At 37.5% G+C, this 22,396-nt stretch carries 26 protein-coding genes; 16 read left to right on the forward strand and 10 right to left on the reverse strand.

Features of this window, described 5'->3' with window-relative positions; all coding sequences use genetic code 11:
• Positions 1-189: 189 nt before the first annotated feature.
• The 3 genes from C406_RS20885 to C406_RS0112465 form a co-directional block, all read right to left on the reverse strand.
• Positions 190-834, reverse strand: coding sequence for a hypothetical protein (locus C406_RS20885; protein ID WP_202802081.1), 645 nt, complete (start codon positions 832-834; stop codon positions 190-192).
• 114 nt (positions 835-948) lie between these two features.
• On the reverse strand, positions 949-1,287 hold the full coding sequence (locus C406_RS20890; RefSeq protein ID WP_202802082.1) for an NAD(P)-binding protein: 339 nt from the start codon (positions 1,285-1,287) through the stop codon (positions 949-951).
• Positions 1,288-1,734: 447 nt separating this feature from the next.
• Positions 1,735-2,322 (reverse strand): hypothetical protein, encoded by a 588-nt coding sequence (locus tag C406_RS0112465; protein WP_017380967.1) that lies wholly within the window; start codon positions 2,320-2,322, stop codon positions 1,735-1,737.
• Between the two features lie 342 nt (positions 2,323-2,664).
• Here C406_RS0112465 and C406_RS0112470 point away from each other — a divergent pair, with 342 nt between their 5' ends.
• Both C406_RS0112470 and C406_RS21265 read left to right on the forward strand, forming a co-directional pair.
• Positions 2,665-2,994 carry a hypothetical protein gene (locus tag C406_RS0112470; RefSeq protein WP_017380968.1) on the forward strand — a complete coding sequence of 110 codons (330 nt, stop codon included), beginning with the start codon at positions 2,665-2,667 and terminating at the stop codon, positions 2,992-2,994.
• Positions 2,995-2,998: 4 nt separating this feature from the next.
• Complete coding sequence (locus tag C406_RS21265) at positions 2,999-3,127, forward strand: hypothetical protein (protein ID WP_272943007.1); 129 nt, start codon at positions 2,999-3,001, stop codon at positions 3,125-3,127.
• 614 nt (positions 3,128-3,741) lie between these two features.
• On the opposite strand, the gene C406_RS0112485 is transcribed toward C406_RS21265, so the two are convergent.
• Positions 3,742-4,113: a hypothetical protein gene (locus C406_RS0112485; protein WP_017380971.1), complete on the reverse strand. Its 372-nt coding sequence runs from the start codon at positions 4,111-4,113 to the stop codon at positions 3,742-3,744.
• 412 nt (positions 4,114-4,525) lie between these two features.
• Here C406_RS0112485 and C406_RS0112490 point away from each other — a divergent pair, with 412 nt between their 5' ends.
• The 4 genes from C406_RS0112490 to C406_RS0112505 all read left to right on the forward strand — a co-directional run bounded on the left by C406_RS0112490 (position 4,526) and on the right by C406_RS0112505 (position 6,969).
• Positions 4,526-5,029 (forward strand): DinB family protein, encoded by a 504-nt coding sequence (locus C406_RS0112490; RefSeq protein WP_017380972.1) that lies wholly within the window; start codon positions 4,526-4,528, stop codon positions 5,027-5,029.
• Positions 5,030-5,148: 119 nt separating this feature from the next.
• Positions 5,149-5,535: a GntR family transcriptional regulator gene (locus tag C406_RS0112495; RefSeq protein WP_017380973.1), complete on the forward strand. Its 387-nt coding sequence runs from the start codon at positions 5,149-5,151 to the stop codon at positions 5,533-5,535.
• Positions 5,535-6,422, forward strand: a complete 888-nt coding sequence (locus tag C406_RS0112500) for an ATP-binding cassette domain-containing protein (RefSeq protein WP_017380974.1) — start codon at positions 5,535-5,537, stop codon at positions 6,420-6,422. Before C406_RS0112495 ends, C406_RS0112500 begins: the two co-directional genes overlap by 1 nt.
• Complete coding sequence (locus tag C406_RS0112505; RefSeq protein ID WP_017380975.1) at positions 6,403-6,969, forward strand: hypothetical protein; 567 nt, start codon at positions 6,403-6,405, stop codon at positions 6,967-6,969. Before C406_RS0112500 ends, C406_RS0112505 begins: the two co-directional genes overlap by 20 nt.
• Here the strand turns inward: C406_RS0112505 and istB are convergent.
• Together istB and istA are read right to left on the reverse strand one after the other, a co-directional pair.
• Positions 6,955-7,683, reverse strand: a complete 729-nt coding sequence (gene istB / locus C406_RS0112510; protein ID WP_017380976.1) for an IS21-like element helper ATPase IstB — start codon at positions 7,681-7,683, stop codon at positions 6,955-6,957. The two genes, C406_RS0112505 and istB, sit on opposite strands and share 15 nt — an antisense overlap.
• Positions 7,680-9,095, reverse strand: coding sequence for an IS21 family transposase (gene istA / locus C406_RS0112515; RefSeq protein ID WP_026045696.1), 1,416 nt, complete (start codon positions 9,093-9,095; stop codon positions 7,680-7,682). The genes istB and istA overlap by 4 nt, the downstream gene beginning before the upstream one ends.
• Positions 9,096-9,520: 425 nt before the next feature.
• Between istA and C406_RS0112525 the strand changes: the two genes are divergently transcribed.
• The 9 genes from C406_RS0112525 (at position 9,521) to C406_RS0112565 (ending at position 17,756) form a co-directional block, all read left to right on the forward strand.
• Positions 9,521-10,243 carry a hypothetical protein gene (locus C406_RS0112525; RefSeq protein WP_017380979.1) on the forward strand — a complete coding sequence of 241 codons (723 nt, stop codon included), beginning with the start codon at positions 9,521-9,523 and terminating at the stop codon, positions 10,241-10,243.
• Between the two features lie 92 nt (positions 10,244-10,335).
• Positions 10,336-10,545, forward strand: coding sequence for a helix-turn-helix transcriptional regulator (locus tag C406_RS0112530; protein ID WP_017380980.1), 210 nt, complete (start codon positions 10,336-10,338; stop codon positions 10,543-10,545).
• On the forward strand, positions 10,542-10,922 hold the full coding sequence (locus tag C406_RS0112535) for a hypothetical protein (RefSeq protein WP_017380981.1): 381 nt from the start codon (positions 10,542-10,544) through the stop codon (positions 10,920-10,922). Before C406_RS0112530 ends, C406_RS0112535 begins: the two co-directional genes overlap by 4 nt.
• Positions 10,923-10,940: 18 nt before the next feature.
• Complete coding sequence (locus tag C406_RS0112540) at positions 10,941-12,386, forward strand: response regulator transcription factor (protein WP_017380982.1); 1,446 nt, start codon at positions 10,941-10,943, stop codon at positions 12,384-12,386.
• Between the two features lie 210 nt (positions 12,387-12,596).
• A complete protein-coding gene (locus C406_RS0112545) occupies positions 12,597-12,875 on the forward strand; it encodes a hypothetical protein (protein ID WP_017380983.1) in 279 nt (92 codons plus the stop codon).
• 546 nt (positions 12,876-13,421) lie between these two features.
• Complete coding sequence (locus C406_RS0112550) at positions 13,422-13,616, forward strand: DUF378 domain-containing protein (RefSeq protein WP_017380984.1); 195 nt, start codon at positions 13,422-13,424, stop codon at positions 13,614-13,616.
• A gap of 259 nt (positions 13,617-13,875) precedes the next feature.
• Complete coding sequence (hutU, locus tag C406_RS0112555) at positions 13,876-15,549, forward strand: urocanate hydratase (protein ID WP_017380985.1); 1,674 nt, start codon at positions 13,876-13,878, stop codon at positions 15,547-15,549.
• Positions 15,546-16,799 carry an imidazolonepropionase gene (hutI, locus tag C406_RS0112560; protein ID WP_017380986.1) on the forward strand — a complete coding sequence of 418 codons (1,254 nt, stop codon included), beginning with the start codon at positions 15,546-15,548 and terminating at the stop codon, positions 16,797-16,799. The genes hutU and hutI overlap by 4 nt, the downstream gene beginning before the upstream one ends.
• Positions 16,800-17,756 (forward strand): agmatinase family protein, encoded by a 957-nt coding sequence (locus C406_RS0112565; RefSeq protein ID WP_017380987.1) that lies wholly within the window; start codon positions 16,800-16,802, stop codon positions 17,754-17,756.
• A gap of 818 nt (positions 17,757-18,574) precedes the next feature.
• On the opposite strand, the gene C406_RS0112570 is transcribed toward C406_RS0112565, so the two are convergent.
• The 3 genes from C406_RS0112570 to C406_RS21065 form a co-directional block, all read right to left on the reverse strand.
• Entirely contained in the window at positions 18,575-19,135 is a 561-nt protein-coding gene (locus tag C406_RS0112570; protein WP_017380988.1) for a hypothetical protein, read from the reverse strand.
• A 138-nt stretch (positions 19,136-19,273) separates the two neighbouring features.
• Positions 19,274-19,774, reverse strand: coding sequence for a hypothetical protein (locus tag C406_RS0112575; RefSeq protein ID WP_017380989.1), 501 nt, complete (start codon positions 19,772-19,774; stop codon positions 19,274-19,276).
• Positions 19,775-20,182: 408 nt separating this feature from the next.
• Positions 20,183-20,374 carry a hypothetical protein gene (locus tag C406_RS21065; RefSeq protein WP_237740559.1) on the reverse strand — a complete coding sequence of 64 codons (192 nt, stop codon included), beginning with the start codon at positions 20,372-20,374 and terminating at the stop codon, positions 20,183-20,185.
• Between the two features lie 192 nt (positions 20,375-20,566).
• Here C406_RS21065 and C406_RS0112580 point away from each other — a divergent pair, with 192 nt between their 5' ends.
• Complete coding sequence (locus tag C406_RS0112580) at positions 20,567-21,532, forward strand: nuclease-related domain-containing protein (RefSeq protein ID WP_017380990.1); 966 nt, start codon at positions 20,567-20,569, stop codon at positions 21,530-21,532.
• Between the two features lie 195 nt (positions 21,533-21,727).
• On the opposite strand, the gene C406_RS0112585 is transcribed toward C406_RS0112580, so the two are convergent.
• Positions 21,728-21,964: a hypothetical protein gene (locus C406_RS0112585; protein WP_017380991.1), complete on the reverse strand. Its 237-nt coding sequence runs from the start codon at positions 21,962-21,964 to the stop codon at positions 21,728-21,730.
• Positions 21,965-22,396 lie beyond the last annotated feature (432 nt).

Consider the following 22,396-nt stretch of genomic DNA (forward strand, 5'->3'; position numbering starts at 1 on the left):
TTTCTGACGGTGATGAATCCAGCTAGATTACCCTCCGAAATAAAAATGCACTGATCGCGCTCTATATGATGATACTTTAGATCTCGCACACTCGACTGGCGATGATGAACCATTTATTCAATTAGTCAGTACATCTGTAAATGAAGGTTTAAATCTATGGATAAGTATAACAAAGAGCAAAAGATCATGCTACTTACTCCATAATTTCATAAATGGAGTTGATAATTTCAGTAAATCTATACTGCTACTTTTACTAAATATCTTACTAGCAACTTTACTCATGATTTGCTTATCTAGATTTTTAACGGCAAAATCAATTTGATCATCAGTTAAATTCTCTAAAAATCTTCTTAAAGCAAGAGAATGGTTATAATTTTCAAATAAAGGTTTAGTAAGTTCTTCATAATTTCCTTCTTTACAAATATCAAGTCCCGAAAAAACACCTGATAAAATGGATGAATATTGGCCAAATCCAAGACCTGGAGTCATACCCCCAAAACAATTTCCAACAAAATATGTATTATCAATTTTAGGTTTACCACATACTCCCATCATATATCTTGTAATTTCGAAGTTATCGGTTATTTTAAGATTTTGATCTAATTTCGCACAGGCTAAATTATAGAATTTATCCCACATATCATGTAAATCTAATTTTATATTGTCTGGATAATCTGGATAACCAATAACTAAATTTGCTTCTTTTTCTGAAAAAGGAATAAGCCAAGCATATCCTTTGGGTATTATTTCGTAATTAAACCATACATGAGGATTACTCGTTACAAAATCTCCTTGAACAGTTGCTCCCTTTATCGTACAAGTAAGGTCACTCAATAAAGTTCCCTAAATGAGAAGCATATTCTCCATCTCCCGTTGCTAATACTACACACTCAAAATCCTTACATAACTTTTCGTATTCGTAGGTGGAGTTAAAATTAATTTTAGATTTTACTTGTTTCTCCAATTGACTTCATATGAATTCTCATGTCTACCTCTTACATTCGTGTATCCAATTTTCCCATCAATTGAACCAACCTCATTTTTAGAATGAATAAATAATTTATCCACTTCAGCGGTAGGTTTTAAATTTATATGGAAATTCTCTGCTAAGTAAGATAAAGAGTCTTTATTAGGTCGATTAAAGATACTGAATATGGCTTCTGCATTAACAAACCTATCCCCAACACTATTTCTATTTTCAAAAATTGTTGGGGTAATTCCATATCTCTCTAATGTTATAGCGCAACAAAGTCCAGAAATTCCTGCTCCCATAATGGCGACTTTCATGTAACTCACCTCCTAAACATATAGTGTGTGCGTCAGTTATATGTTTATACATGAGTATTTGAGTTTGTGAAGAAAGTTAAAGTGCATAAATTGCGACAGTTTAGTTCAAGAAGATATTTTTTTGGATTTTTTTCTAAATATCTGAATAGGTTATAATGGGTAACACCACATTCCTCTAATACATGTAAAATCACATCCATATACATCGAAAAATGGCGTTTACTTTTGCAACTCAGTTCCTCCCATCCTAAAACAAGAAGAACAAAAAAGAATAAAAAAAGAGAAGTCAACTGGTAACGGGTTCTCTTTAGAGGTACAAAAAACTAAATAACCTCCGTTATGGCATATCATTTAGTAATAAATTAGGACCCGCATTTAGTGGTGCTTTTTCACTGGAATCTAAAAATGCACCACCCGAAGGCAGTGCAAAATCACAATATTTTATTGTTATTGTCGATCCACCGATACTTTTTCTCCTAAGCCAGCATCCTCCCGTATTTCAAACTTTCCAATTTTTCCTGGTTCAGAAAGAATTGTTATGCCTTTTACTTCGTGTTGTGTAACTTTCCCAGCGTTGTTTGTATATTCTACCTGAGCGATAAAGTCATAATTCTTAGGTGACGACACGTTTTTACTTTGAGTCACTTGTATATCGTTAACTTTCATTTCATACCGAACATTTTCGTAAAATCCTAAATATCCATAGTGGTAATTAAAAGCAATAGCTTTAGGAATCAGGGTATCATAAGCATCGTCCATAAAGTAAGGTCCATATGTTTTTTTCACTAAGTCCTCGTAGGCACGCCATTCATCTGAGACCCCTGTCTCTTCGACTCCATTCACTTCATTAGCTTCAGGTGTGCTGCTTCCTATTTCATCCATTTTTTTATCGATGTTTTTTACAATGAGCAAATATTCTTCATTAGGAACTGTGAATTCCGATTCAAGAACAGCACGAATAGCTTCTTGATTTTTATCTTCTGTAGAAACCACCATTTCTTCTTGAAGTTCAGGCTTTATTTCCGAACAACCCACAAACAGAAAACACTAGCTAATCAAAAAATAGATGCCTCCTAATTTTTTTATTTGTTTATAATGCATACTAATCCCCCTAGGTAATGTGTGTTGCGTCCAAAATCAAATATATGCATCTATTACTTTCTAGGACTGGTCTTTTGAACTGCTAGTGTATGCGGTATACCATCACGTTCGGCGGCGTTGAAATTAATTTGCTTGTTGCGCTTACTATTAGTAAAATGGTAAATATAGGTTTATTCAATTATGGTTTTCATAACATAATAGGATGTTCTGGTTGTCTGTATAGGTACATCAGTATACCAAGTTTCCCATCAAAATATATTTAAAGTGGGTGAATAAATGAAAACAAGATCAATATCTAAAATTTCACTAACAGTATTCATAGGCATTTTAATATTTATATTCCTTATTTGGTTTATTCCTGAGAAATCGGATTCCTATTCAGAACCTCAAGAGGCTTTATTAGCATTTGATAAAGATTTACTGTTAATTCCAGGCAATAAAATAAATGGTGATGCTCTTTTCTTTTTCATTAAGGATAAGAATCATTTAGGAGCTACGTTTGTTAAAGAAGGAATTTTTGGGTGGAAGACAGGAATGCTTACTTGGAGCTCAATAGGGAATAAACGAAACTATTATACTAAATTTAGAAATAATGTTGGATCCTAGCGTTGTGAAAGAACATCAATTAGAGGATTTGAACATTTGGTATTTTGAAAGTGATACAGGATTTGATGGAAGAGAAATAAAATTAATAAATAAAGATACTGAGGAAGAGATTAATACAATATTAATTAGATAACACAAAATAGAGATTTCATCATAGAAAGAATAAGCGAATATCATTATTGAAATTTAGAATAGAGGGATATCATGAATAATATCTTCTATAAAAAAATTTGGTTTATAGCAATATGGTTTACGGCTTTCTGGATGGTATACGGTGGCTTTGTTTTTGTGAAGAATCTCTTAATAAAAGATGTTTTTGATATGCAACCAATTTATTTACTGATAGGTATGTCGCTCCTTTTCTTTTCATCAAGGAATGAATATAGAAAAGTGAAAAAGAATGAGTAGAATATGAACTTTGCTCAAGATTTTAACAATGAGAACAACTAAAACGGCTGACTTATTTAGTATGGATTTAGGGTGGTGTGTATGTGAATTACACTATTAGTTTGTAATCAAAGTGGAGGCTTTGTCTCACGTAAATCCTTGATAATAGGACGATAGAACTTAAAATTGTGTATCTCAAATAACCGGATATCAATACAGGGCGCTTTAATTATTGAATTAACGGATTAAGTGTAATCAATATAACCCAAAAAAATAACCCCGGAACAATTCCGGAGTCACATACTAGCTATTTGATCAATAGGTTCTATATTAATGCTGCCCATTTTAGTGTAACTATTTTCATAATCCAAGTGGCAATTGGAATAGTAGATAGTTGTTCGTCCATTTTTGACTTTTGATCATGACCTTTTCTTCATCCTTTTCAAAAAAGAAACCAGACCCGTTTGCCTCTACATATTCCCAGCCATTCTGTGTCATTCGTTGCTTCAGTGATTGCAGAGCAACATCTTCAGGGTCATTTGTTACAAACCATACATAGCCATCTTCTTGCGTTACTTTTGAAAGGGGCAAATTAGAAGTCGTAGCAAGGTTTGCCACTTCAAGTTTAGTTTTATTAGTAAATGGAAGTTCAGGGTAATGTACTTTAGTTGAAAGCACGAGATTTACGCAAAGAATTAATAATATAGCAATCGGTATTATCCACTTTTTCACTTTTCAAACCACCCCGTTCAAAACACAATTTATTCTCATATTCATTAGACTCTATAATCTCATAGAAAGTTCCAATAATTCACTGTATTCCCAAAATAAATATTAATGAAATTTCTTCGAGTAGCTCCTTGGCCAAGGGAGTGATAGATATGGTCATCATCTCAATAATTTAGTCATCAATGTTTAGCTACGACAAAATCTGTTCACCCAACTATATACCCGGAAAACGACTATCCTAATCAATCTTACATTGTGAACGAAGTGGAAAAGGTCATGCATGAGTTAGTTAGAATAGGGAGTTTTAATTACAAAAATTAAAGAAAAGAGGAAACATTGATCTAAGCTTAAGCAGGGATTACAAACGTTTTAGCGAAAAGTAAATAGAGAGTGAATTATTCTAAGGGGGCATAAGATGATGTACCATACCATTGAAGAGTTTTTAGCCGAATGGACTTACGAAAGTGACTCTACTCAACAAATATTGGACTTATTAAACGATGATTCGTTAGGGACAAGAGTCAAAGAAGGAGAACGTTCGTTAGGTTTCTTAGCATGGCATATCGTCGTCTCTGTGCATGAAATGATGTCCCGTGCCGGTCTCGAATTTGCCGCACCTCACCACGATGCAGAATTACCAACGGCAGCAAGCGAAATTGCTCGAGGCTATCGCAAAGCGAATCAGGCTTTTACAGAAGCCATTCGCACACAATGGAAGGATGCCAATCTTTCTGATGAACACGATATGTATGGCGACATGTGGTCGAGTGCTACAACACTCAATGTGTTAGTCAAACACCAAATACATCATCGTGGTCAATTAACGTTGCTCATGCGTCTAGCGGGACTTCCAATGATTGGCGTTTATGGTCCATCGCGTGAAGAATGGGCTTCCTATGGTGGAGAAATACCTAAATGAATACTTAAAAAACAACTTCCAAAAAGAAGTTGTTTTTTTGTTGCAAAAATTCAAAATATGTAATATAGTACATTACAACAGTAATGCACTATAAAATGGTAAGGGAAGGAGGCACTTATGTGAAGTTCTATGATGACTCAGATCTTCCTATTTACATCCAAGTAGCGGAATGGCTTGAAAATGAAATATTACGTGGCCAGTTTAAGCCAGATGACAAAATGTATTCCCAGTATCAGCTAGCTGATTTATTTACCATAAATCCTGCAACTGCCGGAAAAGGGCTTTCCATTTTACTAGACAACGACATTCTATATAAGAAAAGAGGGCTTGGCATGTTCGTTACTTCAATTGCACGAAGTACGATTTTATTCAGGCGAAAAAGCGAAAAATTATCGATTCTCGTCAAGGGAATCGTCGATGAAGCGGAGCGTTTAGAAGTGCCTCTTGAAGAATTAATCGACATGTTGAAGCGGGAGAAATTAAAGACTGAAGGGGGGAAAGTCTAGTGATTAAATGCGAAGATTTATCGAAGAAGTATCGTTCTACAAGTGCTTTGTCGAACCTAAGTTGCGTTATTAAAGAAAATACAATTACAGGTGTAATAGGGAGAAACGGTGCAGGGAAGACGACCTTTATGAAATTAATTGCCGGATATTTAAAGAAAACGACTGGGGAAATTCAAGTGATGAAGGAAAATCCTTTCACTAGTTTAAAGGTATCCGCTAATACGATTTTCATAGATGATCAAATGAGCTTTCCAACATCATTAAATTTAGAGGAACTACTCGATTCTTTTGCTATGTTTTATCCTAATTGGAATAAGCCTTTAGCCAAAGAACTGATGACGTATTTTAAGCTGCCGCAGAAAACGTATATTCAGAACTTATCAAAAGGAATGCGAAGTACATTTCATGCCATCATTGGCTTTGCTGCTAGATGTCCATTGACCATATATGATGAACCTACAACAGGGATGGATGCAGCCGTTCGCAAAGATTTTTATCGAGCTTTATTGAAAGATTACCTAGCTTTTCCGAGAACGATTTTACTATCGAGTCACCACTTAGAGGAAATTGAAGACTTACTTGAAGATGTGCTGATTATTAATGAACAGCATGCATTTTTGCACATGACTGTTTCTGATTTGAAAGAAAGCGTGATAGGAGTTAAAGGACCTAAAGATGCAGTCGATAGCTTTATGTTGATGCATGATAAACTTTCATACACTGAAACGATGCCAGGTTTTGTGATGGCTGTCGTCAAAATGAGTGGGAACGTACACCAAAGTAAACACCCCAACTTAACATTTACGAATCTTTCAGCAAACGAAGCTTTCGTGAACTTAACTGCTCCATCAGAAGGAGGGATTGATCGTGTCTTTACAGAATGTTAGTTTGTATGAAGTAGTAAGGAAACAGTTTGTTTATAAAGTTAAATCGTATACAGGAATACTACAGTCGTTAATGGTCCTCCAAATTATAGGGATATTTTTAGTTGCGAGCGGGGGGTCTGGAATGATGAGTGGAAGCGCAGGTACCTTAAACTATACGATTACTTTTTTTAGTGGAACAGCTATCATGGTGATGACCATTTTGTGGATAATAACGAATAGTATTTTAATATCAACAACAGCATATAAAAATGATGATTTTACATTCGTGTCTACTAGATGGAGCAGACATTTGGCAAATGGAGTTTATATTGGATTTCTTGCAATCTTGGGCACGTTGACTTCTTATATGGGAATTAACGTAATAAAGGTTGTTTACCAAGCACTTCTAATAGAAGTAATGTATGATATGAATTTCACCTATATGGAACATTTTGCTAGCCTGGTTACTATATTTGGATATATTGTATTTTGCAAGAGAAAAGTGCAGATAATTGCAACAGTTTTTACAGAGTGTTGCCACCAAAGATTTTATTCACTTGAGACGTGATAATGCATTGGTTAATCGATAACTCTCTCCGCTATAGGTAATGACATGAGCGTGATGAATAAGTCGATCTACTAACGCTGCGGTTAACCTGCTATCAATGAAGATTCGGTTCCATTGACTGAATTCCAAATTCGAAGTGACTATCAAACTCTTCTTCTCGTAAAACTCTGTTATTAACTGAAATAAAATCTCTGCACTTTCTTTACTGAACGGCACATAGCCCATTTCATCCAAAATTAAAAGCTGGATGCCATCAAATTTCTTTCGAAAGGCACTTAATTTCCCATTTCGTTGGGCGATTTCAAGCTCTTCTACTAAATGAGACACTCGGTAAAACCTCACTTCATAGCCCTTTTCACAAGCTTTTCTTCCCAATGCAGAAGCCAAATGCGTTTTACCTGTTCCAGGTGCTCCGACGAGCACTAGATTCTGATGGTCCCTGATAAAGTCTAAGTTTTCAAGTTGGTCTTTTGTCACAGTTTGGGGTAGACGGATCGAAGTTCCCCAATGATAAGATTCCAACGACTTGTTTTCTAAAAACCGCGCCTTCTTCAAATTCCTTTCAACCTTCGCCACCTCACGCATCTCGATTTCCTGTATCAACACATTTGTTAGAAAAACTTCAGGGGTTGAAAAATCAGCGTTTTCAAACGAATCTGCCACATAGGCTAGTCTTAGTTGCTTACACAAATCGCGTAGGTTCTCTGTCATCATTCAATCCCTCCTTGATGCCCTAATTGGTCATAATGGTTCCAATTCACATCGAAAGGATGATTTTGTTCAAGAGGCTGATCTTCCATCATATGCTGGTAAAAATCTTCATTAATTTCTTCTAATGGATAACGTGTCAGTAAGGCCAACACTTGTTCAATCCGCTGTTTTCGCAAGTGATTAGAAGGAATATCGAGATAATCTTTTATTCTTCCTGGAAGATATTGACGATATCTGGAGTATTCGACGACTCTTGGTTTTAAAAGCCAAGATTTGAAGGTTTCTTTCCAAGGAAGCACCTTCCTCTTGTTCATATAAGGTCGTGGACCTTCGGCAATAATTTCTCCGTCAGGGGTGATCACTTGATATTTTTCCCATGTTGAGACCAGGAACAGCTGGATGTGATTCTTTCCTTTCGGAATATGTAAGATCGTGTCATCCAATTTGATTTCGTTGTAAGCATTCACTTTGATTAACGCTTCTTTCCGTACTGGATATCCAGGATTCGGGATATTCTTTAAGGTAAGCTTCTCTTCCTCCCAAAGTGCTTGTATTTCAACTTCTTTCCGATAGTGCTTCCGATACTGGTCTTCGATTGAGAACGCCAATAGCTTTTCAGAAAGGTCTTCCAAACCCGTAATAACGGGTGGGACACTAAAGAAATTGTATCGGATATAACCGACTTTTTTCTCGACATGTCCTTTTTCATTTCCTTTGCGCACATTGCACACCTGAGTTTCGAAACCGTAAAACAGTTGGAACCTTAAAAATTCATCGGTTAATTGCGCTTCTTCCGTTTTACTTCGGGTCTTTTTGACGGCTGGCGTCAAGTTATCGATTCTGATTTTTCGGGGGATAATCCCGGCTTTGTCAAACAACTTTTTCAGGCCTTCTAAGAAGCATTCTTGATTCTCAGAGGGCATTGGTTCATAGAAGGCGACATTACTGAATGGGAAAGACATGATAAGTAAACGAATGTCCCGTGATTTTCCTTCTTCTACGGCTTCCATTACGCCAAAGTCCACTTGTGCTTCGCCCGCAGGGTGTTCCAATCGTTCAGCTCCCCGGTCTTGATCTTCACTATCATGTTGGATTCTCCATTCCTGGATAAAATTACAACACGTTCGATAGGACCCAGGAAAATCATGTATCTGTAATTCTTTGAAAAGCTGCAGATTGGTTCTTCTTAATTTTTTCTTTTCTTTCGCATCCTCGAACAACCAATCGGAAACCATCGTACCCCATTTTTCTTCGTACATCATTCCTTTTCGTGGTTTGATGATTGATGAAGGGAGTTCACTTTCATCTGCATACTTTTTAGCTGTTCTCCAATTAATATTTAACGTATTAGCAATTTTGTCGATCGCCAGACCTTTTTCATTTCGTAAGTGTTTGATACAATTGATATCGGACATTGTTAGCATTCCTTTCTAACCTCCACCTGTTTTGAGTTCGCACTTTAACAGTAGAGGTTGACTTGGGTGGCTAGCAAGTCCTTTTTTATTTACATGAGAATCTCATGCAGAACTCTGTACAAATTCGTTGCAAAGTTCTGTACTTCTATTCTGCATTACACATATATTTTATTGTCGGGAATTTTAGCTTACTTCATTGGGTCTGTCCTCCAATTTAATAAGGTATTTACTGTCTTCGGAATGATAGCAATCGTAGCTTTAATTGCAGTATTTAATAGTTACAGTCAAGTGAATCTTTTTTATTCTATAGGCAAATTTATTTTAGCAGAAGAATCCATACCAATTTTTATAATTAAAATAGCGAGCATTTGCATTCTTACGTTTAGTGCATCTTGGTTCTTGAATAAAAATCAGGAGGTGCATTTATGAGTATTGTAGCTATTATTTTATCTTCTTTAATACCAATATTAATACTAGGTTCCATTGTATTCGCCGTTCTACGTGTTAATAATACAAACGTGAAAACTAGAAAAACTATACTATCATCAAGCGTGAGTATTCGGTTACTAATGATTTATGTCATGGTTTTACTTGCCTCAACAGTTTGGTCATGGGCTTTCCCGTTCTCCTCTGAAAGTGTCACGGCGTTATCAAGTAAAGAAATGACTGACAAGAAACAAGATTATCATCGCTTACTTACTACAGGTAATGCTAAAGGAATGGATGACAGCAGTATCATTAAAGAATGGTTACATCCAATAAATGATGGAGTTTTTAAAATTACGTCAAAAAGTTCTGAAGAAATGCCACTGAATCTCGTTATTAAAAGGACAGATGATAATGAATCGGTCGTTAAAGCTTCTCTCTACCAAAGCATGGTTCTGTATAATCAATTCGAAATTCAGACGAACCTAGATCAAGTTAACGTAGAATGGCAGAATGATACGCTAGAAATTGGGAACAAGTCTCCAGAGATAACGAACCTCAATCTAAAATTTCATGATTACGAACCAATAACTCAAAAAATCATGAAAGACGACTTTGGCTACGGTGAATTTAGTCAAAATTCACCAGTCTTATATTTAGAAGTGCCAAAATCAATCATACTGTATGTGGATCAAAAATTTGTGACCTATATTAGTGAATAATTGAAACCCGATGCATGTAAAGAACCCTTTACATGCATCGGGTTTTTTATTATGATATATGTAAAGAACTCTTTACATGAGGAGGGCGAACGTTGCCAGTACTAAATCAAATAAAATATATGCGAACAGCGAGAGGACTTACACAAGTCCAAATGGCTATCGATTTGCAGATTACGCGACAAACCATCACAGCTATTGAAAATAATAAATACAATCCAAGTTTAGAGTTGGCATTAAAGCTTGTGAAATATTTTAATGTCTCCATTGATGAAATTTTTGAATTGAAGGAGGAAGACAAGTGAATAAGACAAGATTGAAAGTGTGGTCGTGGATCGCATTAATGGTAGGTGCGGTGATTGGAATAGGTATCGTTTATTCAATAGAAGGAATGCCGGTTTTGCCTGTGGCAATAGGTTATATCGCATACGGGATCTTTTTGGGCATCTATTTATATTTCATGGGTCGTACGAAAATGCCAGATAGTGATGAACGTACCAGCCACAATACGCGAAATTTCTTTGCCTATGGATCAACCATGCTGTTATTTTTTATTGGGTTTATCATTTTCGTTTTTTATATGTTTGGTTATGAGTCGATTGAAGTGGGTATGTTGGCTATCTTTTTCTCTATTGCCTTCGCGGTACTAACTCTAGGTTCTTTTATTGCCCGAAAGCTTTAAGAAAGGAAGGTCGCTGCGATGAATATCTTGATTCTCACAAAAGACCCACTGGAGGGACAAGGACTAAAGTGGATCATCACTTCACAACTCCGAGATCTCCATGTGGATATAGTGGACGATGTACAACAGTTCTCAAAACATATTAAAGACCATGCCAGTGATTTCTTAATTGTGGATCTTGATTTATGGTCATCACAGGAGCAATCATTTCTGCCACAACATATTCAGTGGCTTGGGATTTCTTCTGAGAGAACGTTTCAAACAGCCTACCGAGCGCTGACACTTAAAGCGGAAGATGTGTTATTCAGACCTTTTCAACCAGAACATCTCGTTAAGCATGTGCAACAAGCACGCTTTCGTTTTCGTAATGAAAAGCAGAGCACTACTCAACTCGATTCAGTACATGAAACAATCCTTACATATGAGGATTTGCTATTAGCTGAGACGTACCCCAATTATCCACTATTAATGAGTGCGATTGTGCCTTCCGATAGAGAACAAGGGTCGCAGCTAGTAAGAGCATTAGAAGAGTTCCCGTTTCCGACAACTTTTGACGTGTTCCCTTTCTCGCAGTTTGTTCTAGTTGTCCATCGATTATCTCAACAGGAAGACCTTCAAGATGCCTACCGGTCATTTTTTGCATCATGGAAACGTCAGTCCGATGCGCTACTATCCATTTATCTGTACGAATCTGTGGAGGGTAAAAGTACTCGAATATTGTATCAAAAAATGCGTCGTTTCCAAGAGCGAATTTTTTATGACGGATATGATATTTTGTCGCTCGAATTGACCGACTTAACATGGAGAGACCTCGATCCATTCTTGTCTCCACTTGAGCAACGCATATGGATTGAAATGTTAGAAAAGCAAGATGTGAATGCGATTCGTAATTGGTTTGAGCAAGACTTTCTAACGCTCGAGGCACCGTATCCAGATCCAGAAATGGTACGTATTCGCTTAACGAGTGTACTTGCGCAAATGCGAAGATATATGAAGGCAAAGTCAATTGGCAATGAGTCAATCGAACAACAATACCATCGTTTATTTCAAGACATTATTCGTGAGCCTGTCATGTATCTTATTATTCAAAAGTTAGGTGACTTCACTTCCAAATTAATGAAAGAAACGAGTATTCCCGAAGAAGGAACTTCCAATTTTTCAGAGAAAGTCCGTATGATGATGGAATCGAATTATTGGGATTCTTCATGGAATTTAGCGACTTGTGCGCAAACACTCCAAATGAATAAAAGCACGCTGAGTCGTAAGTTCTCTCATAATACTGGAAAGAAATTTCGAGATACTCTTCAAGAAATTCGTATTCGAGAAGCTAAACGATTACTAAAAGAAACGACAGCATCTCTTGAAGAAGTCTCGCGATTAGCTGGCTACTCCCATCAAACATATTTCAATGCGAAATTTAAAGTTGCAACAGGGATTACACCTTCTATGTATCGATTTGATTAAATGGAATACAGAAAAGTATATTGAAAGGGCGTTCAAAAAAGTGTCAGCATACTTATTTGAAATCTCTTATAATTGGGTAAAGAACCCAATTATAAGAGATTTAATGGTAAAATAGGAAATAGCGTGGAAATAAGAATAGTAGAAATTTGTGAGTGTACAATCCGGTAATGGATTATACAAATTAAATAATATGCAGGTGGTGTTATATTAATGGGGATATTTTTTGAAAAAGTTCCTAAATTGACTAGTTCAAAAAAAGTTACTGTTTTCAGGGCTTTAATAGTGGTAACAATGGTCATTCTGTTGATTTTGGCAATAACCAACGATATGGATTTCTTTTTCATAAAGTGGCTTTTTATTGCAGCTGGGATATCTTCATTTGTAGACGGGTTTGAAGCATATCTTCAAAAAGTAGATAAAAAGTTCTACTTAATTAATTTTGGATTTGCTGTTTTGTGGATTCTTTTCCCATTTATTTTAAAATTTTAGTTTTTTTGTCACTGCTCTAGAATTTCCTTCCTTTTCATTCTAATTTCCAAATGTTATCTATTATAACTTGGAGCGTGATTTTTCCAACTTGAACCTCTAAATTTCCAACTGAGCAAACGCTCACCGAAAATTTCATTGAAATACCAAGCAATATCCATCGAAGCTGCTGAAATAGTAATTCTATTTTCTATGCTTTTCTAAAATATTCTACGCATTCTCTTAAATTTTATATACTCACGAGAAGTTTTTCAGTGGCAACAAAACGAATAGTCCTTTTTGAACATGTACAGGCAAAAAAGGTAAATAAATAAATTCCTTAAAGACCGAAAAAATCGGTCTTTTTTTAATGCATGCAGAAAAAGTGTCGTCAAATGATGAGTTAAAAAGACATAAAAGAGTTTATTGTAGCAATTAATCATAAGATGTCCTTATGATGCATAAATTATTTCAAATGACTCATACTAATGGTTGTTATTAATTAGATATAAAAGTAGCTTTAAAGTTATAAAAAATAGGATAACTATTAAACAGAAGGAGTTGTAGAAGTTGAAAAATTTAAATACCATTGCACTTTTATTAATCATTATTGGTGGATTAAACTGGTTGCTATTTGGTTTATTCCAATGGGATCTGGTAGGCGGACTTTTTGGCGGCATGGATAGTGCTTTCGCTCGTATAGTTTATGTACTAGTCGGAATTGCTGCAATCTACTCTTTGACATTGTTCAAAAAAGTAACATAAATTGTAAACTAATTAAGTTAATAAGTAGTAGTTTAAGGAGACCGGCGAAATTAATCGGTCTTCTTTTTGTGTGAAAAATATAGAATTCTAATTTAATTGTAATCCTACTAATTAAATGAACTAAATGATAAAAAAGTTTATAAAATAAATAAAAAAGTCAATAAAACATAAATAATGAATTAAGTTATAATTAATAAACTGAAATTTCAAGTTACAATGAAGTTATAAATAAAGATATTGATAAAGGGGATGACTGAAAATGAAATCAAATACACAGGGTCGAGTATTCCGTTATAGAGGTACAGCGTTGAATACAAAAGGATGGCAGCAAGAGGCGGCACTTCGCATGCTTATGAATAACTTAGACCCAGATGTGGCGGAGCGTCCTGAGGATTTAGTTGTTTATGGTGGAATCGGCAAAGCGGCGCGTAACTGGGAATGCTTTGACGCGATTGTGCGTTCTTTGAAAGAGTTAGAAAATGACGAGACGTTGCTCGTTCAATCTGGAAAACCAGTGGCTATTTTCAAAACGCATTTGGATGCACCACGTGTGTTAATTGCCAATTCCAATATTGTTCCTGCCTATGCAAACTGGGAAACATTCCATGAGTTAGATAAAAAGGGTTTAATGATGTATGGACAAATGACGGCAGGAAGCTGGATTTACATTGGTTCACAAGGAATCGTGCAAGGGACGTATGAAACATTTGCAGAATTAGCAAAACAACATTTTGGCGAGTCGCTAAAAGGCACAATTACGTTAACTGCTGGACTTGGCGGGATGGGTGGAGCTCAACCGTTAGCAGTATCTATGGTTGGTGGTGTGTGTATCGGGATTGAAGTGGATGAGACGCGAATTGACCGACGCATTGAAACACGTTACACAGATGTCAAAACTGATTCTTTAGATGAAGCGATTCGATTAGCTGAAGAAGCAAAGGCTGCAGGCAAAGCGTTATCAATTGGCTTGCTTGGAAATGCATCTGATGTCCTGCCACAAATGATTGCTAGGGGCTTTATTCCGGACGTATTAACAGATCAAACGTCAGCACATGACCCGTTAAATGGCTATATACCGTCTGGGATGTCATTACAAGATGCAGCGAAACTTCGCGAAGCAGATCCAGTTGAATACGTGAAATTGTCTAAAGCATCTATGGCAACACATGTATCGGCAATGGTTGAGATGATGGATAAAGGTGCCGTTACTTTTGATTATGGAAACAACATTCGCCAGGTCGCAAAAGATGAAGGGGTTGAACGTGCGTTTGATTTCCCTGGATTTGTACCTGCTTATATTCGTCCTCAGTTCTGCGAAGGAAAAGGACCATTCCGTTGGGTAGCGCTGTCTGGTGATCCTGCAGATATTCTCAAAACAGACGAAGTGATTTTACGAGAGTTTAGTGACAACAAGCATTTATGTAACTGGATTAAAATGGCGCAAGAAAGAATTCATTTCCAAGGCCTACCTTCACGTATTTGTTGGTTAGGATATGGCGAACGTGCTCGTTTCGGGAAAATCATTAACGACATGGTCGCAAGTGGTGAGTTAAGTGCACCGATTGTTATCGGACGTGACCATTTAGATTCAGGTTCTGTTGCTTCACCAAACCGTGAAACAGAATCAATGAAAGACGGCTCAGATGTCGTAGCAGATTGGCCGATTTTGAACGCAATGGTCAATGCTGTTGGAGGCGCTACATGGGTTTCCGTACATCATGGCGGAGGCGTTGGGATGGGTTACTCTATCCACGCGGGAATGGTTATTTTAGCAGATGGAACAAAAGAAGCGGAAGCGCGTATTGAGCGTGTCTTAACAACGGATCCAGGTATGGGTGTCGTTCGTCACGTAGATGCAGGTTATGACTTGGCAATTGAGACGGCGCGAGAAAAAGGCGTAAATATTCCTATGCTAAAGGACGCTAAAGTATGAGACCACTTTGGATAAAGAACGCCGCGCAACTTGTTACGGTAGCTGGTGAAAATGGACCTCGACGTAAAAAAGAAATGTCGGAACTTGGAATTATTGAAAACGGCAGTGTGTGGGTCGAAAATGGAGAGATTATCGCTATGGGTACATCTTCAGAGATTGAAGCGTTGTTTGGTGCACGTGTTCATGAAGCAGAAGTAGTGGATGCAACGGGGCGTTTAGTGACGCCAGGTTTAGTTGATCCACATACGCATGTTGCTTACGGTGGAAGCCGAGAACGTGAATTCGAAATGCGTCTTGAAGGCTCAACTTATATGGAAATCATGAATGCAGGTGGCGGAATTCATGCGACCTCACGGATGACTCGCGAAGCAACAGAAGATGAATTGGTGGGGCAAACAACGCGACGCCTTGACTCTTTCTTGCAACACGGTGTCACAACGGTTGAGGGTAAAAGTGGCTACGGCTTAGATTTAGAAACGGAATTAAAACAGCTTCGCGTTATGAAGCGGCTGAATGAAAGTCACCCGATTGATTTAGTGCCGACGTTTATGGGTGGCCATGCAGTACCTGTCGAATATAAAGGCCGTGAAGAAGAATATATTGATGTATTGGTCAATGAGATGTTGCCACGTGTGGCGCAAGAGGGACTCGCTGTTTTTAATGATGTATTTTGTGAAGTTGGCGTATTCACACCCGAGCAATCTGAAAGAATTTTAGAGGCAGGAAAGAAACTCGGCTTGATTCCGAAAATTCACGCCGATGAAATTAAGTCATATGGTGGTGCAGAACTCGCTGCTAAAGTTGGTGCAATTTCAGCGGAGCATTTACTAAAAGCCTCTGACGAAGGTATTCGTTTAATGGCGGAAGCGGGCGTTATCGCGTGTTTATTGCCTGCAACAGCGTTGTATTTGAGAGAAGAAGCGGCGCAAGGTCGTGCCATGATTGATGCAGGAGTTGCCGTGGCCATTTCGACGGATTGCAACCCAGGATCTTCTCCAACAACTTCGATGCCACTTGTCATGAACTTAGCATGTATTTCCATGCGTTTAACACCAGCAGAAGCTTTAGTTGCAGCAACTATGAATGCCGCTTGTGCTATTGGTATGCAAGACCGTGTCGGTTCTTTGGAAGTAGGAAAGCAAGCGGACCTCGTGATGTGGAAAGTATCAAATTATCAAGAATTGCAATATTTATTCGGCGTCAATCACGTTAGTTGTGTATGGAAAAAAGGCGTTCAGGTGGTGGGTTAAATGAAACATTTACAGCAACCTGAATTGTCTTGGCGTGCTGCTTCTGGAGATTTCGTGCATCAATGGGTTAAACCACTGGGTGAAGATGCAGCAGACATGGTGCTTTATGGCGCGCCGCTTTCACGCTCTTCTATTAGCGTGTCAGGGGCTTCCTTATATCCACTGGAATTCCGCAAGATGTGGAAAGGGTTCTCTAGCTATAATTTGGACGAGGACTTGGATTTGTCAGGGTATGCTGTTCGTGATGCTGGAGATATCGCCATGCATACAACGGATATTTTACTCTCACATGAGCGAATTGAAGAAACAACTCGTGAATTGGTGAGTGCATTTGACACGGCAACCACGTGTTTAATCGGTGGAGATCATTCGGTTACCGCATGTGCAGTTAGAGGAGTAAAACGTGCTTTTCCAACTGAACGCATAGGCATTTTGCAACTCGACACACATTTAGACGTACGTGATCCGGTTGAATTAGGACCAGCGAATGGCACGCCGATTCGTCAACTCATTGATGGTGGGACTGTTCGAGGTGAAGACGTTGTGAATATTGGATTACACGGATATTTTAATGCAAAGCCATTAGTTGCTTATGCAAGAGAGCAAGGCATTCGTATGGTAACTTTGCGAAAAGCACGTGAGCTAGGGGTGGCTCAGTGCGTAATGAATAAACTATCTCTATTGGCAGAAAAAGTTGATAGAGTGTATGTAACAATCGATATGGATGTGCTAGATATAGCGGTTGCACCGGGTGTACCGGCTTCAACACCCGGGGGCATGAGTGCAGAAGAATTGTTCCAAAGTTTACTGCGCATCGGCCAACATAACGCCGTTCGACACATCGATTTCGTGTGCCTAGATCCAACGCGAGATGCTGCGTCAAATGCCACTGTTAAAACAGGCGTTTATGCATGGTTGGAATTTATCACGGGGAGAGTTTTAAGGGAGAAATTATAAAATAATATCGTTAGGAAGCGCTGCTCATAAGAAGTGGCGCTTTTTTGAGTTGTTACAACAAGTTACCTACCTAGTAAAACAAATTTTAGAGATTCTTCTATCAACTAGAGCGAAGCGGAAACAAACCTATTCAATCCTTCTGCGAAACAGCGTGAATAACCTAAATGGTTACCATTCCGCTAATCGCTACAAGGCTGTTTTCTGTTTTTGAGGGTTTCGTTACGAAACCCTCATTCTATCGGGAGTTGTTTCACCAAGTTAACTAGGCTTAGAGACGTGTTTGGTCGATAAATCGTCAGTTTTGGCCGATAAATCTCGAATATGGCCGATAAAACCCCTAGTTTGGCCGATAAACACGCCAAAGTGGCCGATAAAATTTTCGCCATCGAAAGAGACCATCAAAAACCATCTCACTAGGTCGACTTGCTGATGAAATGAACCCTGGCGATTTCTTCTTACAATAGGAGCGTAGCGAAAAAAAAACTATTTAATCCCTCTGCGAAACAGAGTGGAAAACCCTGAATGGTTACCATTTCGCTAATCGCTACAATGCTGTTTTCTGTGAGAGAAGGTTACTTAACGAAACCCTCATTCTATCAGGAGTTGTTTCACCAAGTTAACTAGGCTATCAGACGTGATTGCTATGCCCTTTTCAAACAAAATATTTGACATAAAAATTTTATTTTAAAGAGTAACAAAACTTAGGAGTTAATGAACACCCCATATGTACAGTGTTTTCTGAGGTTTAACTCTTTCTTTAATGTTCAAGAACTCGTTCAACAATCTATGTTCAATTACGTACACTAAACTAAGTTTGGTTACATATCGCTGTTCTCTACATCAAGTGAATAGGCAGCGGATATAAAGTGTGAAACTTTTCTGGGGGAGTTGAATTTATTGTTTTTGCTAGATAAGATAAGTCCAATCTCGCTCACATCAATAAAGGTTTCGACCTTTTGAAAATCAAGATTTTTAAATTCAACAGGTTTATTCCATTGCCTCGATGGAACTAAATCCTCCTCATAAAGCCCTTCTCCATAGAAAATAAATACGCTTATTCCATTCAAAGCTAAATCAACCGATATATCACAGATTGCTTCCAATGTATCAACCGAGTTGATTTTAATAATAAAACCGTCAGAAGAAAATTTATAGGCAGGGATATTCCTTTCCGAAATGACACTTTTCCCGTTTTCAAAAATATCGGATTCCAAAACAAAGAAAATTGGAAAGCTGAACATATTTTGAACCAACGTGGAAATAAAATCAGTTCCTATATCTCTAATTCCAATATCAATAAATGTGAAAATATCTTTTGGAATGGCAAAGTAATTAATTGTACTATCATCGGAGTATTGAACAAAATATTGTTTTTTCAATTCTTCCCTCCTATTCAGATTAATTTTCATGGTAGTTGAACAAGAAACCAAATGATCCGCCTTACTCAACTGGATGTATCACGTACACATCCTAGGTTGACATAACAACCGGACTAGGAAGTGATCAATTGAAGAAGACTATTTGTCTTCTACATTAACAACAACATTCCCAAAAATTTCTTCACCAAAATAAACTTCCAACCTCCATAATCCAGGAGTAGGTAACTTCATTGATGAAGGTACAAGATGGGGATTGTCCGGTCCAGTTTTAGGTGAAAGATTACTATTAGCTGGTTTTTTAATAACCATTATTTCTTCTCCTGTTTCCTTACTTACTCCGATTACTTTAAATGGTTTTGTTAAAGAAGCTTTATTATCCCAAAAATGCCACATATACTTCTGTGTTTCACCTGCAATGAATGGTCCATACTCCCCAAAACCAAGTCTTCCATTATTTCCAATATGAAAGATAAAATCACCTATTTGCCCATCATCTGTGACAACAACTTCTCTAACCAACGTTGCACTTTCTTCCCAATTTTCTTCATTTACTTTTACAGTTTCATCTATTTTTACTTTTTCATTTGAACAACTTGATAATATAAATAAAGAAGTGATCAATAAAATAAAACTTTTCACTGTTTTCCCCCTTAAAATTAATTCATTTAGAACATTTTACCATATAATTAATTGTTTTGAATTTTCCGGCTGGGGATTCCAAGCGCTAACCGGCATGTATCACGTATACACCCTTGGTTGACATAACACCACGAATAGGAAGTTATTCCTCACACCCAATCCCTTACAGGCCCTTACTTCTTCGCCTTTTCGTTCGATTCTCTTTTATACAGTAAATATACATCGTTGAGTTGACGGGCTTCTGGCGGTTTCGCTTTTCCCATCCGATGAATAAATCCACTACAAAAAAATAATAAAAAATGTTATTTTTTTTATTTTGTTGGAAAAATGTATCTATCCATAATCGCTCCATGGCTGTTTACTGTGGGATAAGGTTGCATAACGAAACGCTCACTTTATCAGAAGTTGTTACACCAAGTTAAATAGGCCATGAGACGTCATTGGCCGATAAACACCCCAAAGTGGCCGATAAACTTTTTGCCATCGAAAGAGACCATCAAAAACCGTCTCAGCCATTTCTTCTTTCAATAGGAGCTTAGCGGAACCAAAACCATCTAATTCTTCTGCGAAACAGAGTGGAAACCCTTGAATGGTTACCATTCCGCTAATCGCGGCATGGCTGTTTTCTGTGGGAGAAGGTTTCGTTACGAAACCCTCACTTTATTAGGGATTGTTTCACTAATAAAATTGCGTAACAAAAATCTACCATTCCAATCACTAATAACAGAATATTCTTGATTAAAGTGAGCGAGTCTATTAAAGTGAAAATATGTCACTTAGTGGAGGTTTCGTTTGAACAATAATAGAAATAAATCGGACAAATATTTATTCTATGAAGCGCTTGATAGACGGTTGTCAAAAGTCCATCCATTCTGGACCACTGTTCAGAAAATGTTAAGAAAAGAAGGTGGAGGATATGCTGGTGAACTCCGGGTTGATCGTGAGTTGAGTGAAGGCAAGTTTTTCGATTCGTACATCGTAATGAAAAATTTATTAGTAGGGAACGAATCATCTTATTGTCAAATTGATTCACTAGTTATCTATTCAAAATTCATTTTAATTATTGAAGTGAAAAATATTCCTGGCCTATTATCATACGATGAGGAAACGCATCAATTAACTCGACGCAAGGAAAATGACCCGCTTGAAAGTATGGGTGATCCAGAAAATCAGCTGCGACGTAGCGAGAGATTCGTCAAAACTTTATTAAAGCGGCATTCTATGTCAATACCAGTTCATGGCATAATTGTTTTTTCAAACCCTTCCTCCATATTAGAAAAGCCATTTCCCAATAGTGTAGCTATACATGTATCAGGATTATATCGAGCATTAGAAAAGTTACATCAATCATATGCGGATCAACACTCCCCCCAATTTGATCATCGCAAAGCACATCAACTTTTTGTTCTCAACGAGCCAGTGCTCACACCCAATAAACCTTCCCATATCCCAACTACGGTTTTTTCTGATCTTACAATGGGGGTCCTATGTCCCGATTGTGTCATGACGAAACTGAATTATAAAAACAAATATTGGCGTTGTTCTATATGCCAATATAAAAGTGAAAAATCACATTTAACAACACTTCAAGAATATAGCATTCTTTTTAGTGAGGAACTAACGACCAGCGAATGGATGAAATTTACAGGGATGAATTCGGAAACCACAACGAAAAGAATGTTAAGAGCAAGTAATTCAGAAAGAATAGGGGGTAATAAAAACAGAAAGTGGCTAATCCATAAAACTCATCCCATTTAGTTAACTACCTAATAAAAAAAACTAGGCGATTTCTTCTTTCAACGGGAGCGTAGCGGAACCAAAACTATTCAATCCTTCTGCAAAACAGCGTGGAAAACTAAATGGTTCCCATTTCGCTAATCGTTACATGGCTGTTTTCTGAGGGAGACGATTTCGTAACAAAATCTTTAATTTATCAGGAATTGTTTCAACAAGTTAACTAGGCGGCGAGACATAATTGGCCGATAAATCTCGAATATGGTCGATAAACCCCCTAGTTTGGCCGATAAACTTTTCACCATCGAAAGAGACCATCAAAAACCGTCTCACTAACCAAGTCGACTTGCTGGTGAAACACTCTTTGGCGATTTCTTCTTTCAATAGGAGCGTAGCGGAACCAAAACCATTTAATTCTTCTGCGAAACAGAGTGGAAACCCTTGAATGGTTACCATTCCGCTAATCGCTCCATGGCTGTTTACTGTGGGATAAGGTTACATAACGAAACGCTCACTTTATCAGAAGTTGTTATACCAAGTTAACTAGGCCATGAGACGTCATTGACCGATAAATCGTCAATTTTGGCCGATAAAACCCCTAGTTTGGCCGATAAACACCCCAAAGTGGCCGATAAATATTTCACCATCGAAAGAGACCATCAAAAACCGCCTCACTAGCCAAGTCGACTTGCTGATGAAACACTCCTTGGTGATTTCTTCTTTCAACAGGAGCGTAGCGGAAACAAAACGAACCTAAATGGTCGCTAATCACTCCATGGCTTTTTTCTGTTAGTGAAGAATTCATATGGTTTTTTAAGTTTTATAGAAATCCCCTTATTAACTAGGATCATTTCAAACATTTTCACTTGGAAAAGCATATAAATTGCA

The organism is Paenisporosarcina sp. TG-14 (genome assembly GCF_000297555.1).
Classification (GTDB): Bacteria; Bacillota; Bacilli; order Bacillales_A; family Planococcaceae; genus Paenisporosarcina; species Paenisporosarcina antarctica.

Coding starts and splice junctions, on each gene's coding strand:
- C406_RS0112545 (WP_017380983.1), top strand. CDS start 12,597: ATGGGGATATTTTTTGAAAAAGTTCCTAAATTGACTAGTTCAAAAAAA.
- C406_RS0112585 (WP_017380991.1), bottom strand. CDS start 21,964: ATGGTAACCATTCAAGGGTTTCCACTCTGTTTCGCAGAAGAATTAAAT.
- istA (WP_026045696.1), bottom strand. CDS start 9,095: ATGTCCGATATCAATTGTATCAAACACTTACGAAATGAAAAAGGTCTG.
- hutI (WP_017380986.1), top strand. CDS start 15,546: ATGAGACCACTTTGGATAAAGAACGCCGCGCAACTTGTTACGGTAGCT.
- C406_RS21065 (WP_237740559.1), bottom strand. CDS start 20,374: ATGGTAACCATTCAAGGGTTTCCACTCTGTTTCGCAGAAGAATTAGAT.
- C406_RS0112490 (WP_017380972.1), top strand. CDS start 4,526: ATGATGTACCATACCATTGAAGAGTTTTTAGCCGAATGGACTTACGAA.
- C406_RS0112540 (WP_017380982.1), top strand. CDS start 10,941: ATGAATATCTTGATTCTCACAAAAGACCCACTGGAGGGACAAGGACTA.
- C406_RS0112565 (WP_017380987.1), top strand. CDS start 16,800: ATGAAACATTTACAGCAACCTGAATTGTCTTGGCGTGCTGCTTCTGGA.
- istB (WP_017380976.1), bottom strand. CDS start 7,683: ATGATGACAGAGAACCTACGCGATTTGTGTAAGCAACTAAGACTAGCC.
- C406_RS0112470 (WP_017380968.1), top strand. CDS start 2,665: ATGAAAACAAGATCAATATCTAAAATTTCACTAACAGTATTCATAGGC.
- C406_RS0112525 (WP_017380979.1), top strand. CDS start 9,521: ATGAGTATTGTAGCTATTATTTTATCTTCTTTAATACCAATATTAATA.
- C406_RS20890 (WP_202802082.1), bottom strand. CDS start 1,287: ATGAAAGTCGCCATTATGGGAGCAGGAATTTCTGGACTTTGTTGCGCT.
- hutU (WP_017380985.1), top strand. CDS start 13,876: ATGAAATCAAATACACAGGGTCGAGTATTCCGTTATAGAGGTACAGCG.